Source organism: Runella sp. R5_40, assembly GCF_057652295.1.
This window is the reverse complement of sequence record NZ_JBYFCH010000008.1, coordinates 193,359-210,520: the sequence shown is the minus strand read 5'-3', so window position 1 is coordinate 210,520 and position 17,162 is coordinate 193,359. Positions and strand designations below refer to the sequence as shown.

The 17,162-nt window shown below is 44.5% G+C and carries 12 protein-coding genes; 3 read left to right on the top strand and 9 right to left on the bottom strand.

Annotation, left to right across the window (positions count from 1 at the left end):
* Position 1: 1 nt before the first annotated feature.
* From AC23N5_RS16565 to AC23N5_RS16545, 5 genes are all read right to left on the bottom strand, one after another.
* The gene (locus AC23N5_RS16565) at positions 2 to 1,075 is read right to left on the bottom strand and encodes a DegT/DnrJ/EryC1/StrS family aminotransferase (RefSeq protein WP_122933201.1); all 1,074 of its coding nucleotides are present in this window, start codon (positions 1,073 to 1,075) and stop codon (positions 2 to 4) included.
* Positions 1,076 to 1,096: 21 nt separating this feature from the next.
* Positions 1,097 to 2,347, bottom strand: coding sequence for an ABC transporter ATP-binding protein (locus tag AC23N5_RS16560; protein ID WP_028523120.1), 1,251 nt, complete (start codon positions 2,345 to 2,347; stop codon positions 1,097 to 1,099).
* Between the two features lie 35 nt (positions 2,348 to 2,382).
* Complete coding sequence (locus tag AC23N5_RS16555) at positions 2,383 to 3,225, bottom strand: ABC transporter permease (RefSeq protein WP_183974864.1); 843 nt, start codon at positions 3,223 to 3,225, stop codon at positions 2,383 to 2,385.
* Between the two features lie 212 nt (positions 3,226 to 3,437).
* Positions 3,438 to 4,517 (bottom strand): hypothetical protein, encoded by a 1,080-nt coding sequence (locus tag AC23N5_RS16550; RefSeq protein WP_122933198.1) that lies wholly within the window; start codon positions 4,515 to 4,517, stop codon positions 3,438 to 3,440.
* 23 nt (positions 4,518 to 4,540) lie between these two features.
* A complete protein-coding gene (locus AC23N5_RS16545) occupies positions 4,541 to 7,024 on the bottom strand; it encodes an SLBB domain-containing protein (RefSeq protein WP_183974866.1) in 2,484 nt (827 codons plus the stop codon).
* Positions 7,025 to 7,430: 406 nt separating this feature from the next.
* Between AC23N5_RS16545 and AC23N5_RS16540 the strand changes: the two genes are divergently transcribed.
* Positions 7,431 to 9,317 (top strand): DNA topoisomerase IV subunit B, encoded by a 1,887-nt coding sequence (locus tag AC23N5_RS16540; protein WP_183974868.1) that lies wholly within the window; start codon positions 7,431 to 7,433, stop codon positions 9,315 to 9,317.
* A gap of 52 nt (positions 9,318 to 9,369) precedes the next feature.
* Here AC23N5_RS16540 and gldG read toward each other — a convergent pair whose 3' ends face one another.
* From gldG to nth, 3 genes are all read right to left on the bottom strand, one after another.
* Complete coding sequence (gene gldG, locus AC23N5_RS16535; RefSeq protein ID WP_487756431.1) at positions 9,370 to 11,001, bottom strand: gliding motility-associated ABC transporter substrate-binding protein GldG; 1,632 nt, start codon at positions 10,999 to 11,001, stop codon at positions 9,370 to 9,372.
* 264 nt (positions 11,002 to 11,265) lie between these two features.
* Positions 11,266 to 12,351 (bottom strand): aminotransferase class V-fold PLP-dependent enzyme, encoded by a 1,086-nt coding sequence (locus AC23N5_RS16530; protein WP_487756430.1) that lies wholly within the window; start codon positions 12,349 to 12,351, stop codon positions 11,266 to 11,268.
* A gap of 55 nt (positions 12,352 to 12,406) precedes the next feature.
* On the bottom strand, positions 12,407 to 13,066 hold the full coding sequence (gene nth / locus AC23N5_RS16525; protein ID WP_183974874.1) for an endonuclease III: 660 nt from the start codon (positions 13,064 to 13,066) through the stop codon (positions 12,407 to 12,409).
* Positions 13,067 to 13,222: 156 nt separating this feature from the next.
* On the opposite strand from nth, the gene AC23N5_RS16520 reads away from it, so the two are divergent.
* Both AC23N5_RS16520 and AC23N5_RS16515 read left to right on the top strand, forming a co-directional pair.
* Complete coding sequence (locus AC23N5_RS16520; RefSeq protein WP_487756429.1) at positions 13,223 to 15,478, top strand: S9 family peptidase; 2,256 nt, start codon at positions 13,223 to 13,225, stop codon at positions 15,476 to 15,478.
* A gap of 557 nt (positions 15,479 to 16,035) precedes the next feature.
* Positions 16,036 to 16,335, top strand: a complete 300-nt coding sequence (locus AC23N5_RS16515; protein WP_487756428.1) for a hypothetical protein — start codon at positions 16,036 to 16,038, stop codon at positions 16,333 to 16,335.
* 87 nt (positions 16,336 to 16,422) lie between these two features.
* On the opposite strand, the gene AC23N5_RS16510 is transcribed toward AC23N5_RS16515, so the two are convergent.
* Entirely contained in the window at positions 16,423 to 17,037 is a 615-nt protein-coding gene (locus tag AC23N5_RS16510; RefSeq protein ID WP_487756427.1) for an IMPACT family protein, read from the bottom strand.
* Between the last annotated feature and the right edge of the window lie 125 nt (positions 17,038 to 17,162).

The following is a 17,162-nucleotide window of genomic DNA, read 5'->3' as shown; positions in this document are numbered from 1 at the left end:
GTTACAGATGTTGGTTTATCAACGTAGCTATTCGTCTAGCATCTTCGTGAGGTAGCTCGGCATGAAGTGGCAAACATACCACCCGCAACGAAATATCTTCAGACACGGGACAAGCTTCGGCTTCCTTTAAAAACGGAAGCTGATTGAGCGAAGGATAAAAATAACGACGTGGCACAATCTCGTGCTGTGCCAAAACGTCTCTTACCTGAAGTAGTTTTTCTTCTGACTCAAAAACGATTGGGTAGTAGGAGTAGTTACGCTCTAGTCCATCGGCCCACTGAGGTGCCGACAAGCGGCTCCAGTCGAGAAGCTCCGTGTATATATCACAAACAGCTTTCCGTGCCTGAATCAATTGAGGCACCATTGGCAAGTTACAAAGCCCCATTGCAGCGTGTACTTCCGAGTTTTTCCCGTTGACCCCCATAAAGAAATAGTCATCTCCACGGTGCCCAAAAGCACGCATCAAGTGCATTTTCTCGTGACGTTCAGGAGTATTGGTCACAATTGCCCCCCCTTCTACGGTATGGAACAATTTGGTGGCGTGGAAACTACACGTGGCAAAATCACCGTAAGAGAGCAGCGATTTCCCCAAATAATTAGCCCCAAAGGCATGAGCCCCATCATAAATGACAACGAGGTTATATTTTTGGGCTATTTTCTCGATGGCTTCCACATCACAAGCATTGCCATAGACGTGGGTGGCCAAAATCGCCCGTGTATTTTCGGTGATAGCCGCTTCAATCAAATTGGGATTGATGCAATAGGTCGCAGGGTCGATATCGACAAAAACGGGTTTGAGGTTTTCCCACAAAATAACGTTGGTAGTCGCTACGTACGAAAAAGGCGTCGTAATAATCTCCCCAGCGGGCTCGAGTAGCTTCAATGCCATTTGCAGCACGATGGTGCCGTTTCCACAAAAAGACAAATACTCGACTCCAAGATATTCTTTAAGTCCTTTTTCCAACTGCTGGGCCAAGGGGCCATTGTTGGTCAGCTGTGAATTGTCCCAGATTTGTTTTAAATAAGAAACATATTCATCAAAATCGGGAAGGTATGTTTTGGTAACGTTAATCATTCGCTTGGACAATCCAGCCGTTTAAACCAATACTTCTGATTGGCTAATTTGAAAATTAAACTGAGGGCGTACATAACCAGGCCATTTGCCATACCACGTCACACCTTCACGGTGGTCTTCTACTTCAAACGAAACCGCTTCAGCCAATTGGTATAAAACGGTAGAGGTATCTTTGACAACCATCACCGATATGACGTACGAACCATCATTAAGGAAGTTTCCAGGAATATCAAGCGTTGCCGACACCAAACCTTTGTCAAAAGACTGAGAGGTTGTCCCAACATTAAAAATACACTCGCCAGTAAAGGCATAAAGGTGCAAGCTCAAGTTAAGGTCGGCGCGCTCGGCCATGTTCCAAAACTCAATGTGTACTTTTATGGGGGTCGTTACGTCGATGTACAGTTTTCCGCTGGCATACGCAGGCTTCACCCGAATACTACGGAAACGCACCTCATCGGTTCCTGGGCCTTCTTCGGGAGTTTCCCAAGTGTGCTCAAGGGTAGTTTTTGCAACGTGGCTCAAGTAGTTATTAACTACGTGGGTCGTATCTCCTTGTAATTTGAGACGACCGTGTTCAAAATAGAAAGCGCGGTTACACAACGACTGCACGGCGGCAAGGTTATGACTCACAAATAAAATGGTACGACCACTTTCCGAGACATCCCGCATTTTACCGAGGCATTTTTTCTGAAAATCAGCGTCTCCTACGGCCAGTACTTCGTCGATGATAAGAATCTCAGGGCTCAAGTGCGCTGAAATGGCAAAGCCCAAACGAACGTACATACCAGAAGAATAACGTTTTACGGGCGTATCCAAAAACTTATCGACTCCCGCAAAATCAACAATGCTATCAAACGCAGCCTTGATTTCGTGGCGTTTCATGCCCAAAATAGCCCCGTTTAAGAAGATATTCTCGCGCCCAGTGAGTTCGGGATGGAACCCAGTTCCTACTTCAAGCAAACTAGCGACTCGTCCTTTGATGGTCACTCGACCGTTGGTAGGCTCCGTGATTTTACTCAAAATTTTCAGCAAAGTCGATTTGCCTGCACCGTTGTGACCAATGATACCAACGCGGTCGCCTTGGTTCACGCTAAAATTCACATCACGCAAGGCCCAAAATTCCTCGTGCTCGACTTCGTCCTCTTCTCCCTTGCCAAAAAAATGCTTAAACTTCTCCGAAAAAGTATCTCGTAGTGTAAAATTCTTACGAGCCTTTTTTTGGTGATCTATGATATATTTTTTGCTAATATCTTCCGCAACGATAACCTCCATTGGTCGTATAGGTATTGTTCTAGTTTCAAAAGTAATCAAATGTAGTCAACAAACGAATTTTCTTCTTTACGAAAATAGTAAATCGAAATACCCAATACGGCCACTGTGAAACCTATTGTGCTGTACAAACTACTCACTTTAAAGAAGGCGCCGTCGCCTAAAAGACACCACTTAAACCCATCAATAATACTTACCATCGGGTTGAGATAATACAAGTCATACCACCAAGCTCCTTGGTTGGCTTCGACCATACTGCTACTGTAGGCGATAGGGCAAGCGTAAAATCCGATTTGAACAATAAAAGGAATCAACTGCGCAATGTCCCTAAATCGCACATTCATCACGGCAAAAAATAGTCCAAAAGCCAGCGAAGCCGCCAATGTCAAAAGTACAAAAGCGGGAAAAAGCAAAAGTTGCCAACTTGGAAAATGTTGGTACCAGATGGCGATGAGTACATATAGAACAATCGAAATAATGAAATCGACAAACCCCACAACCACCGAACTCAATGGCATGATTAAACGCGGGAAATAGGTTTTGGTCACCAAGTTAGAATTCAGCAAAATACTGTGGCTAATTTGGGTAAAGGTTGTAGAGAAGAAGTTCCAAATGGTGATTCCCGCCAATACCATCAACGGATAAGGAATTCCTTCGTCTCCTTTGAATTTGGCTACTTTATCAAACACAAAAACCATGACGAGCATGGTTGCAAAAGGCCGAATGACAGCCCAGCCAGCCCCAACTACCGTTTGTTTGTAGCGAACTGATAAATCGCGACGGGAAAGAATCAACAACAATTCACGATTTTTCCACAAGTCACGCCAGTAGTTCTTTGCTCCGTGGCCAGCTTCAATGATTACTTCTTCCGAATGCGCCATTGTTTTTTACGTTCAGATTTAAGTGCTTTCGCACGGTTAATCGTTATTTGTTAACTGTTAACAGTATTGATACTAAGTAACCCCTTAGACCCCAGCCTAAAGGCGTGGGGTTAAAATAGAAATAGCTTTATACTGGCACAATTACTTTATGCCAAAAATAAAGCTTTGAACAGGATTTCTCCCACCCAAAGCTTCATTTTCTTGTCTTATGTTTAGTTCTTTTTCATGTCTCTCAATGCTTCACCGTACGTTTGTTTGGCGAGCACAAAGATAATAGCCACAATGAGTCCTAACATCGCTCCAAACTTGGTGTTCTCACGCGTGAAAAGACGAGTTTCGAGTGGTAATACTGCGGGTTCGATGATGGTAAATAACGGAGCTTCTTTGACAATCGACATCCGTAAGTTTTCCAAGCTGCGCGAAGCCTCCAAATAGAGCGAAGAAACAAACGTATTACTTCGAGTCAGGCGCCCCTCTTCCACTTTGGCGGTAGGAGCGACGGCGTCGGTATTGATGACGACAGTCCGCGCTAAACTGCTCTCTGTACGGTTCAGCACGCGCCCTAACGAATCGACCCGACGCTGCATGATGCCCATCATCTCGCGCGACTTACGGGTTTGGGTTTCTTGGTAAACTCGTTCGATGGTTGTCAACAACAATTCCGCAAATGTTTTTGATACCTGCTCATTTTCCATCGACACCGTTAGGTCGTAAAAAGCTGTCTTGATGTCAGGTTGCAAAATTTTGATTTCTCGGTCTTTTACCCGATAAAGTACCCCATCAAACACTTGACGTTCTACTTTAGTCATGGAGTCGCGGCGATTATGCGTAATGCGCACATTCATCCATTCGGGCAAAAAACTCGCCCATTCGTCTTGACGCAAGTAGGTCGAATCGAGGTAGTAATTGACAAACTTTTCTTTTTTCCCATTACTCAAAGTCACCGTTGATAGCAACGCTCTTTCCAACACGGGGCGCGTTTTGATGACATAAAACAGGTTTTCTCCTCTAAACAATCCTGCGTCACCACCTTGTCCACCACCTGACATTCCTAACAAGCTTCCAAAACCTCCCATGTCCTGTCCGCCAGACGCGCCACTGATGCTAAAAACGATTTTAGCTAAGTATTGAAGACGTTTATTTTTTTCCGCATCTATGTAGTATCCTATTCCCGTACCAATCGCCGTAATTAATAAAATAATCCACCAGTTTTTTAGAACTAGGTTCTTGGTAGCGATTATCTTTTGAAAAATCAGCTTGGGCGTGAGGGTTACTTGCTCTTGTTGTTCCATAAAAGCTTCTTAGTTAATTCTTTTTATTTTGCACCTAATACTCTGAAAGCCAACACCGTAGTAATCAATGTCATCAAGGTTGATGATATACCAATCACTGACTGCATCGCTCTTTGCGCCTCTGCAAGGTCTGATTGGGTACGTTGTGGCACATGGATTTCAGAACCTGGTTCTACTTTTGGATACACATTGAAGAACAAGAACTTGCGCGTACGATCAATCGAACCATTGGGATAAATCACGTACGATTTACGTTTGAGTGACATCCGCGTAAAGCCGCCTCCTTGCGAAACATAATCCATAAACGAATTACCATTGCGGTATTTTACGGTGGTTGGGAAAAGAAGCTCTCCTTGCAAACGTACCGTTTCGAGACGCTTAGGAATATCAATCACGTCACCATCTTGGATAATGATATCCTCGCGGCCTCCTGGGTTACGAAGAATACGGCCCAAATCAATGCCAATGGCTTCTTGCTTATCTTTTACAACGCCCTCGTCGTCAAAACGGCCTTTTTTAGCATCATCCGAGATTTCAGATACTGCACGGTTGCGTTGTGCGATTTCTTCGTCGGAAAGTGTAATCTTACGCAACAAAGTCGCTCCATTTACATACGCTTGTGCTGTCAATCCTCCTGCACGCTTGAGTAGGTCCGACAATTTCTCATCCTTGGTTTTGATACCATATATTCCTGGACTTACGATTTCTCCTTTGAAAGTCACGAATGTTTGCGGCTGATAGTTTGACGATGGACGTACTAACACTTCATCGTATGGCTCCAATATGAAACGGCTGTCATTTCCGTCGAGTGTAAGATCACGATTAACGTCAAACAAGAATATATCGGCTACTTGTGCAGTGGCAGACTGTACGTTCACATCACGCTTGCGGCGCACCACTTCGATTTGAGCCGTAGATGCGGACTCTTTAAAACCACCCGAACGAATGATTGCATCTTCTAACGTAAAGTTGGCACTGTAAGGAAGATTAACTTCTGGGCCTTGGTTTACTTCTCCAATCACTTTAATGAAAGTCCCTTCACGAAGTTCAAATTTAGAAGGGATAATCACTTGGTCTTCGCGTTGAAGGATTAAATCTTGGGTTTTGCCGTTGAGCATATCCGCTAGATTCAACGAAATATTTTCTACCGACAAGTCTTCCCGCGTACGAATCACATTCACACGCCCTGTAAAAGCTTCGCCTGTCAGACCTTCGGCACTTTTAATTAGCTGAAGCAACGTTTTATTTTGATCCAACGAATATTGTCCTGGACGAAACACAGGCCCTGAGATAACGACCATGTTTTCAAAACGCGCCAACAACATATCAGCCGTAATTTCGTCTCCATTTTTAGGAATATATGTGCCATAGTCTGTCGAACGCACGTCCACAATACGGCGCTCTTTGGCCGTAAGCCCCAAGAGTTTCAACCGATCCGTATACGCATTGTCCGTAAAACCACCCGCGTAGTTTAGGACATTACTCATTGTTTCATTGTCAAGAAGCTCATACAAGCCTGGACGTTTTACATTTCCTTTTATCTCTACCCGTTTTTTGTAAACACCCACTTGAATGATGTCATTATCTTGCAAACGAATGTCTGAGTTCAAGGTTCCGTTCATCAACAGTTCGTACAAATCGAGGGTTGCTACGGTTTTGTTTTTACGCACCACCTGAATCTGACGGAATGACCCTAATTCATTAGGGCCTCCTGTAAGATAAAGCGCATTCAACGCCGTTGAAAGCGACGAAACATTGTAAGTACCTGGCGTCGTAACTTCACCCAATACCGTCACCCGAATGGTACGAATCCGTCCCAAACGCAATTGAAGATAGGTACTTGCACTACTTCCTGGCGCCCCAAGATTATTGTAGTAAGGCGAAAGACGAGTAATTAATTCTTTTTGTGCCTGCTCAATCGACCGACCGCTTAATTGCACTGGGCCAACCGCTTTCACAAAGGCAAATCCATCTGAGTTGACGGGCAGTTCTAACATCGACTGTGAATAACCGTAGATGTACGCCATCAACTCATCCCCTGGCCCAATGGTATAGTCACGGGGGGTAGCGATGTTATCAGAAGGTGCAAATGAAACATTTGGATTATTAAAAAGCTGGTATCCAAAAATCTTACGACGCATCTTATTCAACTCTGCCTGACGATACGCTTCTTCTGTATCTTCGTTTGACTGAGCATCAGCAGCTGTCGTTTCTTTGTCCTTTGCTTTTTCTACCTGATTAAGAGCCTTAGGATCAGCGCTTTTCTTTGCATCTGTTCCTTTGTCGGCCGTAGTAGTAGTAGGCGACGTTGTCGTGGTAGGAGCCGTTGAGCCTGGCGTTGTAGAAGCAGGGGCTTGACCCTGCGCAGGCGCCGAACTTGAACTTGAGCTACTACTTCCTGTTCCAGCAGGAGTTTGGGCGTTTACTAAAGTGGCTGTTAATAAACTAATCGAAAATAGGTGTAAGACTGCGCGTCCTGCGCTAAAATCTTTAAAAAACTTCTTCATGAAATGTGTTTCAGAGAAAAAAGGTAGATTCTGATTAACAATAAATTAACACGATAGACAAGCCAATATTTATACAGAATCAAATTGGCCGACAAAGTAACGTAACTTTTTCAGTTTTTTAAACTTTTTTCTTTTTTACGGCCATTTTCTGGGCTTATTGTATGATTTTTCCGATATTTTCATGGTTTTGTTACTACTTTGTTTTTTTCTATAGAGCTTTAAATAAAATCAACAAAAAGAACTTTGTTTTACAAAGTAAATACTTTACCCCTGAATATGACAAGTGTTTGGTCAGAAATATTTTGTGATAAGGCTGCACTTGTGCTTCAAGACTTAAAATTGTAAGTTTGTAAAATCATACCAAAGGCTATCTACAAGCCTGCTACAAATAATCTTTGAACTATTAATGGCAGAACAAGTAAAGTACGACGAAAGCAGTATTCGTTCGCTCGATTGGAAAGAACACATCCGATTACGTCCTGGAATGTACATTGGCAAGCTCGGCGATGGCTCAGCTGCCGATGATGGTATCTACGTATTGGTCAAGGAGATTGCTGATAACTCCATTGACGAACATACCATGGGTTTTGGAAAGACGATTGATATAAAAATTTCAGAACACCGCGTCGAAGTTCGTGACTACGGACGAGGAATTCCGCTTGGGAAAGTGGTGGATTGCGTTTCTAAAATCAATACGGGTGGAAAGTATGATTCGGGCGCTTTTCAAAAATCGGTAGGGCTCAACGGAGTCGGGACAAAGGCTGTCAATGCCCTTTCTTCTTACTTTAAAGTGCAGTCTTTTCGCGAAGGAAAAACCAAATGGGTCGAATTTCGCAAAGGTGAAATCGTGACAGAATCGGGCGAAGAAGATACGAATCAACGCAACGGAACCTTGATGATTTTTGAGCCTGACAATACCATTTTCAAAAATTACCACTACATCCCGCAGTTTTTGGATAACATGATTTGGAATTATTGTTATCTCAACGCTGGTCTTACCATCAATTATAACGGGCAAAAATTTGTTTCTCAAAACGGTTTGCTCGACTTACTCCGTAATAAAACCGACGAAGATTCGATTCGCTACCCTATTATCCACCTCAAAGGCTCGGACATTGAGATTGCGATGACACACGGCAACCAATACGGGGAAGAATATTACTCGTTCGTAAACGGCCAATATACCACCCAAGGCGGTACTCACTTGATGGCATTTAGGCAATCGCTCGTCGATACCGTTCGCGATCACTTCGGCAAAGACTATGCCGTAGAAGACATTCGGGCATCTATCATAGCCGCCGTTAGCGTTCGGGTACAAGAACCTGTTTTTGAATCCCAAACCAAAACTAAGCTAGGCTCAAGCAATATCTCTCCCGATCCCAACAGCCCTACCGTACGGACATTTGTCAACGACTTTCTCAAAGCAAAGCTCGACAATTTCCTTCACATGAATCCAGCGGTTAAGGAAGCGTTAAAAAAACGGATTGAGCAATCAGAACGCGAGCGAAAAGAATTGGCGGGTATCAAAAAATTGGCGAACGAACGAGCAAAAAAGGCAAGTTTGCACAACAAAAAACTGCGTGATTGCCGCATTCACCTGCCAGATGTAAAATCGGACGACCGTTACGAAACAACCTTGTTTATCACCGAAGGAGACTCGGCGAGTGGTTCGATTACGAAGTCTCGTAACGTACAAACCCAAGGAGTGTTTAGCTTACGAGGGAAGCCCCTGAATTGCTTTGGTTTAACCAAAAAAGTGGTGTATGAAAACGAAGAGTTTAACCTCCTCCAACACGCTTTAGATATTGAAGAAGGGCTGGAAAATTTACGTTTCAATCGCATTGTGATTGCGACCGATGCCGACGTGGACGGGATGCACATTCGTTTGTTGATGCTGACGTTTTTCTTGCAGTTTTTCCCTGATTTGGTCCGAAACGGGCATTTGTACATTTTACAAACGCCGCTTTTCCGCGTCCGAAATCCCCGAAATCACAAAGAGACGATTTATTGTTACAGCGACGAAGAACGCCAAAAGGCACTCAAAAAATTAGGAGGTAACAAAAAAGTAGAAATTACGCGATTCAAAGGGCTTGGGGAAATCTCTCCCGAGGAGTTTGGAAAGTTTATTGGTGAAAACATTCGCCTCGAACCCGTGATTTTGGAAAAAGAAACAACTATTCCCAAATTGTTGACGTATTACATGGGCAAAAACACCCCCGAACGTCAACGGTTTATCATTGATAACTTGCGGGTCGAAAAAGACGTGGTCGAAGACCCCAATCTCGCAGCTTAACGTATTATTCCCTGCGCGCCGTTGCAAAAACGGTACGCAGGGAACTTTGATTTTAGCTTCCGTATTGGCGTTTACGATTCCATTGCCACACTACGCCCACGACACCAATCAATACCAACGGGCCTAACAAGTTCAGCAGTTGCCACTGCATACGCTCTTCTTTAAGACGCAGTTTATCCAACGGTCGCAGCGTCACTTGTTTGTTTCTTGCCGTAATTAATCCTTCCGAATCAGCCAAGTAATCTACGGCGTACAACGCAAAATCACGGTTGGCAAACGTATTGCCAGAAAGTCGGTCGTAGCCTAACGGCAAAGGGGCATTGCGCTTGTAATCAATATCATTCACAATCAAATCACCATCAGATACTACAATGATTTGGGTCGGTTTGCTTTTTCCCAAAAACGATTTTGTACGTGGGTCGTTAGGCAACAAACGGTTATTGTACAACGACGAAAACGAGCCTTCCAACAACACCGCAATGGGCTTTTCACCTGCGTTGTACTCACGCGGGTCGGGTTGCTGACGCGCTTCGTTATAACCTACCAACACTGGCGCTTTGCGTAGCTGGGTGTAGCGCGAGGTCAGAAGCAATGGTGTTTTCTTGATACCATCCACCTGAATGGTGTCAATACTACTGGGAAAACGGGTATAAAGGGCATCTAGATTGCGGACAATCGGGTGTTTTCCAAAATTATTGATTAAAGGGAAAAAGCGCCACGGCATGGATTGAATCTGCGGCTTGTCGCCCATGTTACCCACATTGAGGGGAATCATGGCACAACTCAAATCTTTGATTAAATTCTGGTTGATTCGGCACCCGTATTTGAACAACAAATCATCGAGATTGACATCCAAAGGCTGCGCAAATGTTCCTTCCAAACTTACGCTATCAACGCGCGCACCGTCGGCAAACATTAGTAGTTTTCCTCCGCGCATGACAAACTGGTCGAGGCGGTATTTTTCATCTTCGCTAAAAGGGCTATCAGGTTTGGGAATTACCAACAAGTCACCTTTATCCCAATTGTCAGGGTTTTGAACGTCAAAGTAAAGGTCATAATTCTGTTGAAGATTGGCCAAAAAATCCGAAAAACGCGGAGGGGGAACCTTGGTATGACCTACCAAAACCCCGATTCGCTTGCGGTCCTTTTGCGCCAATCGACGTATCGCCGACGCCAACTCAAACTCTACGCCTTCGTACGATTGATTGAGTTGTTCTTCCGACGTAGCCGACTTGTTCCCTTTTAACAGTTGGACGGGATATTCCTTGCCTTCATATACCAAAACAGCCCCTGGAAACACCAGGCGTTCGGTACGTTTTCCTTCTTCGTTGGCAAACAAATTGGTCGGAATCAATCCTTTACCCATGAGTTCTTCCTGAAGTTTGGGGTCAGTAGGTTCAATAAAGCGATAGGCCACATTGCCTCCGCCATAATCAACAAATGATTCTAGGGTTTCTTGAATGGCGCGTTCCAACCGTTCAAAACCCGCTGGAAAGTCGCCCGTCAGATAGACCTTAATCACCACTTGGTGATCCAAGTTTTGGAGAAGTTTTTTAGTAGCGTCCGAGATAGTGTAGCGTTTTTCTTGGGTCAAATCCCAACGAAAAAAAACAAATGCTGCGATGGCATTTATTCCGACTAAAATCCCAATAAAAAGAGCAATGCGTGCAAGGTTCGACTTCATACGTCCCAATTTTCGGCCAAAGATACACCAAAAACGAACAACGAAGCTTTATCGCATTTGCAGGGCGTTTTTTTGTTGTTACAAAACAAGAGTCAGACGATAAAACGGTAGTCAGACGATAGTCAGACTACTGCCCTCTGAGAATCGCCTACCTCTGCCGTCTGACTATCGACTACTGCTGCCGTCTGACTATCGCCTACCTCTGCCGTCTGACTATCGACTACTGCCGCCGTCTGACTGTCGTCTGACGGCGGGTTCGGCGGGTTAATTCTCTAGTTTTTTCAATTCTTCAATCAGCAATTCCACTTGCTCAAGCGAAACCGCTGGGAAGTTGGCAATGCGAATTTGGCTATCTTTGAAAGGCCCGTAGCCACTTCCAACCACCATATTAGCTTTTTTCACCTCCGCAATTACCTCCGCCGATGACTTGCTGGTATTGGCCACCACAACCGTCCGAGAACGGTGTCTTTCCTCAGCTACCGCTGGGCTAAACACATTGCTTGTCTCTACGTATTTATTAAGAACTTTGTATTTTTCTTCGGTCTGCTTACGAACCACATCCGCTCCGATGGCGTTGAGGTCTTCGGCTATTTTACCTAACAGATAAATGCCTAATACGTTGGGCGTAGCAGGGGTTTCGTAGGTTTTGAAGTTTTTCCAAAGCGAAGGCAGGTTATGGTGTGCTCCAATCGTGATGTCATCGTACTTATTCAACCGCTCCGACTTGGTAAGGCATTTGTCGTTGGCAATCCATACCCCTAGCCCCGCAGGCAAGCCAAAGGCTTTTTGTACTGAGAAGAAGGCTGTATCAATCACGCCAAAGTCTAATTCGGGATAAGGCGCCGACGAAACCATATCAACCGCAATCAATTTCTTAGAATTGCTCCGCTTCAATTTATGAATGTCCGGTTCGCGCATCTGAACACCCGAACTGGTTTCGTTTTGAGTTACACAAATAACTTCAGCATACTCAGGAACTTCTACTTCGCCGTAGTCAAACCCCTCACCAAACGGTTTTTCTTGTTTGTGAGCAAATTTGCGCAAGGAAACTCCATACTCGTAGAATTTCTTGGAAAACGAGCCATTGACCAAGTGAAAACTTTCGTGCTCTACGCAATTAAGCAATATCCGCTCCCATACTTCCGACGCCGAGCCCGTAAAAAAAATCGCGTGCGATTCGGGAATGTTCATCAATGTACGAAGTTGCTCGACCGTGAACTTGTAAATGTCTCTGAATTTCTGGCTTCGGTGCGAAATGGAGCCAAGTTGGTTTTCGACAGCCGTACGTAAATGTTGCTCGAAGGTAGGATACATCTCTGCGGGTCCTGCCGTAAAATACACTTGTTTCATCGGTAAGTAGGTGGTCAAAATGAAAGTAGGCCACAAAAATACGCTAAATTGCTGACTACTTCGGACTATTTTTCTTCTGTTGGCTTTCAAAATACTTGCACAAATGCGTCAAATCGCATTTGTCGCACTGCGGAGTTCGGGCAAGACACACGTAGCGTCCGTGCAAAATGAGCCAATGGTGCGCCACAGGAATCACCGAATCAGGAATGTATTTGATGAGTTCTTTCTCAACAGCCAGCGGAGTTGTCGCTGTTTTAGGAACCAAGCCCAGTCGGTGCGATACCCGAAAAACGTGCGTATCAACGGCCATGGCAGGTTGATTATAAATGACGGAAGCAATGACGTTGGCGGTCTTTCGCCCCACGCCTGGCATTTGCTGAAGTTCTTCAATCGAACTGGGCACTTCCCCGCCAAACTTATCTAACAGCATTCGCGCCATTCCTACCAAATGCTTGGCTTTGTTGTTGGGATACGAAATGCTCCGAATATATTGGAAAACCTCATCAGAGGTGCTGTCGGCCAATGCTTGCGGGTCAGGATAACGCTCAAACAAGGCTGGCGTCACCATGTTCACCCGCTTGTCGGTACACTGTGCCGACATAATAACCGCCACCAGCAATTCGTACGGATTGGTGTAGTGCAATTCGGTTTCGGCTTGTGGGAATTTTTGAGAGAAATGCGCAATTAACTGGCGGTAACGTTCTTTTTTTAACATATACAAGTGCTGTCGCACGGTTATCCGTTGGTGTTTGTGTGTTTCCAAAACAGTCCCCAAAGATACTTTTTTCCCTCAATATGGGTGATGTCGTTGATGGATAAGATTTGGCTATCTTTGTCGAGTTTTATCCGTTTACCTATTCATCAATCGTACATGAGAAAAACCACTATTTCCCTTAAAAACTGGGGTGTTTCATTGGCTTTTTTACTCGCCACCCTAGCAAGCCCATCGCAGGCACAAAAGAAAACCCTCGCCCTCAACGACATTTACGGCCCACAAGGCTCTGTTTTTACCCCTCGCACGGTCACGGGTGTCAATTGGATGCAAGCAGGAGGATTCTATACCGCTCAACAAGCGGGCAAAGTGGTCAAATACAGCATTGCCACGGGCGAAGCCGTCGAAACGTTGTTTGACCAAACGGCTGTTAAAGTCGAAGGTACGAACCAAAGTATCCAGTTTGATAGCTATGAGTTGAGCGCCAACGAACAAAAACTGGTGCTTACCACGGGCATTGAGCGTATCTATCGCCGCTCATTCAAGGCCGATTTTTACGTCTATGACCTGCAAACCAAAAAACTGGTACAATTGTCAAAAAATGGCAAACAAATGCTTGCTACGCTGTCGCCTGATGGCTCGAAAGTGGCTTTTGTCCGCGACAATAACGTGTACATCACCGACCTTGCGACCATGACTGAACGTGCTATCACTACGGATGGTCGCCGCAACGAAATCATCAATGGGGCCTGCGATTGGGTCTATGAAGAAGAATTTAGCTTTGCCAAAGCCTTCGAATGGTCGCCCGATGGTACCAAACTTGCCTACTATCGTTTCGATGAAAGCCGCGTTCCTGAATACAACATGCAAATTTGGGGTGATTTGTACCCCAAAGATTACCGCTATAAATATCCAAAGGCGGGAGAGGCAAATTCTGTGGTGCAAATTTGGGTACATCATTTGGCTACTAACCAAAAAGCCAAAATCGACGTTGGCCCCGAAGCCGACCAGTACATTGCCCGCATCAAGTGGACACAAAACGCCAATGTGTTGTCGCTCAAGCGCATGAATCGCCTTCAAAACCGCTTGGATATTTTGCACGCCGATGCCACCACGGGGCAGTCGCAAACTGTGTGGAGTGAAGAAAGCAAAACCTACGTGGACTTGGAATTTACTGACGACCTCACCTATTTGGCCGACGGCAAATCGTTTATTCAAACTTCGGAGCGCAGCGGGTACAAGCACTTGTATTTGTACGACATCAATGGCACGCTGGTCAAACAATTGACTTCGGGCAACTGGGAAGTAACTGACGTTGTGGGTATTGACGAGAAAAAACAAGTGATTTATTTTACTTCGTCGATGGTGTCGCCCATGGAGCGCCATTTGTACAGTTTGAGTTTTGCGACGCCTGTGGCCAAAAAATCAAAGAAAGCCACGCCAGTGGTTGCGCCCCAGCCCGTCAAACTCACCGAAAAATCGGGCAATAACGCCATCAACATGAGTCCTGATTGTAGCTACTACTTGGTGTATAATCAATCGGCGCAAGAGCCTCTGACAGTGAGTTTACACCAAAGCACCGCCACCCAAGCCGTGCGAGTACTCGAAAATAACCAAAAACTCCGCGAACGTTTGGCTGAGTACGACCTTCCCACCCAAAACTTTTTCAAGTTTACCACCACCCAAGGTACTGAGCTAAATGGTTGGATGATTAAACCGTTGAATTTCGACGCTGCTAAAAAATACCCTGTACTGATGTACGTTTACGGTGGGCCAGGCTCGCAGACCGTCACCGACACCTGGACCAATGCCCTCATCGGCTGGTTTAAAGTACTGGCGACCAAAGGCTACCTGATTGTGTCGGTGGACGGGCGTGGAACGGGCGCACGCGGGAACGCTTTCCGTACGTGCACGTACGCCCAACTTGGAAAACTAGAAACGGAAGACCAAATCGAAGGGGCGAAATACCTGGCGACCCTCCCGTACGTGGACGCAAGCCGCATCGGGATTCACGGCCACAGCTACGGTGGCTATATGACCTCGCTCTGCATGACCATTGGGGCCAATTATTTCAAAGCGGGAATTGCGGGCGCACCCGTCACGACTTGGCGCTACTACGATTCCATTTATACCGAACGCTACCTCAAACGCCCCCAAGACAACGCTGCGGGCTACGACGACAACTCGCCGATTCAGCACGTGGATAAGCTCAAGGGTAAGTTCTTCCTCATTCACGGAACGGGCGACGACAACGTGCATTTCCAGAACTCCGTTGATTTTGTCAACGCCCTCATCAAAGCAGGGAAGCAGTTTGATTCGTTTTATTATCCCAACCGCAACCACGGCATAGGCGGCGGAAATACCCTCATTCACCGCTACCAAATGATGACCGATTGGGTATTGAAGAATTTGTAAAAACACAATTGGCCGATAATGCAAGCTAATACCTACGCATTATCGGCCAATTTATTTCAATCCCCACCTCCTATTAGTTGTACTTTTCCAACAACCCCTTCTTCTTCTTATTTTATCAAATATACTTATACACTATACCAATAGTATATAAATAGTACTTCTCTTCATTTTTACTTCGCCGTGAAACATTTGATAAAATGCAATTCTGTGTAGATTTCACGGGCTAAAAAGTAGGTTTCACGGTTTTTTGCCAAAAAACTAAGGTTACAATTTGGTTTTTACCTGATTTTTTATTGAAATTCATCATACCAATGTAGTTGATTGTCTCTAACCATTAATTGTACTTTTTAAACAAACAGAAAAATACCTACTACATTCAAATTACTTTTAATCGGTATAATGCTTGTTTTAGCGGGTTGTTATTTCTTCATCTCAGGCACAGCCGATATACTTGGCAGGGTTCTGCTGAGTATGGGAATATTTATTGAAGTGGGTAATAGCGCAAAAAAAATGGCTTTGAAAATAGCCTAAACAGTTACTAAAAACAAAAAATAGATATGAAAGCCATCACAAGCAAACAGCTATTTGCTTTAAGTGTAATCATTGGATTATACTTTTCTCTTCTTTGTGTTAATACTTACGTATTTCAATTTGATTTTTTTGCAATGGGTATTCTTCAAGAAACACTCACACTGCCTTTTTTATTATTACAGCTCATACTGTTAGTAGTTTCTTTTTTAAGAATTTATAGAAACAGATTTTCATCTTTTGGCTATGGGCTTTGGTCTTTTTTAATTTTACTAGCTTGTAGCTTGTTCACAATAGGGTCTTTTTTTAATCACCCATTTTCACAATGATAACCTACAAAAAGACTGACATCAAATTAAAAGAACTATACAGAGTTTACACCCAAAACTCACTTCAAAAGTTCAAGGGAATAACATCTAAATAGTCCTTTCAAACTCCAAGCGCAACGAGTCGATTTTTTCTAGTTTGCCAAGCACTTGGTTCAGCATCGTTTTTCGGATTTCGAGTTGGAGGCTACATTCGTTGTCAAATTGCTGGTGTTGGGGTACTAGGTCAAACGCCTTGATAACTTTCATGACATCGTTCATTTGCTCATAAGGATAGACCAAGGTATAAACATCACGCACGTGCAAAGTCACCACCTTTGCTATTTTTAGGGCTTCGTCGGTGGCGACTTTATAGGCATTGATAAGACCAGGGACGCCCAGCAGGGTTCCCCCAAAATACCGCACTACTACCACCAATACGTTGGTGAGGTCGTGGGCATAAATGGTGTTCAAAATCGGTTTTCCCGCCGACCCCGAAGGCTCGCCGTCGTCGTTGGCGCGAAATTGGGCACGGTCCAGCCCCAATCGGTAGGCGTAGCAATGATGAACTGCCTTGGGATGCAGTTCGTACAGCTCATTTAGGTGACCTTTGGCGTCGTCTTCGGTCTTGATGGGGTATGCGTAGGCCAAAAATTTGCTACCTCGGTCGCGAAAAAAACCTTCCGACGGGGCATCAATGGTTTTATAACTATCGTCAAATAACATTTCAGGAATATTTCTTTTTAGAAAATAACGAACACAATCGTTCTTGTTAAAATAGTCAAAAGTAGTACAATCATGATTACAAACCTTACAGGTAAAAAAAACCTGCAAGGTTTTGATTAGCTAAA

Excerpts from the sequence above, each read along its gene's own strand:
- AC23N5_RS16560 (WP_028523120.1), bottom strand. The coding sequence starts at position 2,347 with ATGGAGGTTATCGTTGCGGAAGATATTAGCAAAAAATATATCATAGAT.
- AC23N5_RS16565 (WP_122933201.1), bottom strand. The coding sequence starts at position 1,075 with ATGATTAACGTTACCAAAACATACCTTCCCGATTTTGATGAATATGTT.
- AC23N5_RS16510 (WP_487756427.1), bottom strand. The coding sequence starts at position 17,037 with ATGTTATTTGACGATAGTTATAAAACCATTGATGCCCCGTCGGAAGGT.
- AC23N5_RS16520 (WP_487756429.1), top strand. The coding sequence starts at position 13,223 with ATGAGAAAAACCACTATTTCCCTTAAAAACTGGGGTGTTTCATTGGCT.
- AC23N5_RS16540 (WP_183974868.1), top strand. The coding sequence starts at position 7,431 with ATGGCAGAACAAGTAAAGTACGACGAAAGCAGTATTCGTTCGCTCGAT.
- AC23N5_RS16515 (WP_487756428.1), top strand. The coding sequence starts at position 16,036 with ATGAAAGCCATCACAAGCAAACAGCTATTTGCTTTAAGTGTAATCATT.
- AC23N5_RS16555 (WP_183974864.1), bottom strand. The coding sequence starts at position 3,225 with ATGGCGCATTCGGAAGAAGTAATCATTGAAGCTGGCCACGGAGCAAAG.
- AC23N5_RS16545 (WP_183974866.1), bottom strand. The coding sequence starts at position 7,024 with ATGAAGAAGTTTTTTAAAGATTTTAGCGCAGGACGCGCAGTCTTACAC.
- gldG (WP_487756431.1), bottom strand. The coding sequence starts at position 11,001 with ATGAAGTCGAACCTTGCACGCATTGCTCTTTTTATTGGGATTTTAGTC.
- nth (WP_183974874.1), bottom strand. The coding sequence starts at position 13,066 with ATGTTAAAAAAAGAACGTTACCGCCAGTTAATTGCGCATTTCTCTCAA.
- AC23N5_RS16530 (WP_487756430.1), bottom strand. The coding sequence starts at position 12,351 with ATGAAACAAGTGTATTTTACGGCAGGACCCGCAGAGATGTATCCTACC.
- AC23N5_RS16550 (WP_122933198.1), bottom strand. The coding sequence starts at position 4,517 with ATGGAACAACAAGAGCAAGTAACCCTCACGCCCAAGCTGATTTTTCAA.